This is a genomic window from Vogesella mureinivorans (assembly GCF_007644035.1).
Classification (GTDB): domain Bacteria; phylum Pseudomonadota; class Gammaproteobacteria; order Burkholderiales; family Chromobacteriaceae; genus Vogesella; species Vogesella mureinivorans.
The window spans coordinates 1-472 of sequence record NZ_VMTV02000739.1; the positions used below are offsets into that span (position 1 = coordinate 1).

The 472-nt window shown below is 42.2% G+C and carries 1 protein-coding gene; it reads right to left on the reverse strand.

What is annotated here, in order from left to right; translation table 11 throughout:
• The coding region (gene dsdA, locus FLQ44_RS17995) for a D-serine ammonia-lyase (RefSeq protein WP_147695479.1) at positions 1-472 on the reverse strand (472 nt) is incomplete at both ends.

Genomic DNA, 472 nt, shown 5'->3' on the forward strand with positions numbered 1-472 from the left:
TGTCCAGCAACCGAATAACCTAAGAAGAGTGTTTGTGAGTTTTCATCATCAATGAAAAAACAATTTGGATTACTCTGCGCTGATTTTCGACCTTCCTCGACGGCGACACCATAGTCTTCGGCATACTCAATTACCGTCACATTGTGCGCGCGTAATTTATCTTTTTTCCATTGGCGTGCATCTGCTGACATATGTACAGTTACATCGAAACCAAGTTGAGCACTCATGATTCCAATCGAAAGACCTAGATTTCCTGTGGAGCCGACAGCAATACTGTATTGGCTGAAAAAGGTTTTAAATGTTGGGCTAGCCAGTTTTGTATAGTCATCTTCATACGTCAATAACCCTGCTTGAATGGCAAGTTTTTCAGCATGATAAAGTACTTCATAAATCCCACCCCGTGCTTTAATCGAACCCGAGATCGGGAGATGGCTATCTTTCTTTAGCCAGAGTTGTCCTAGTATTGATTGCC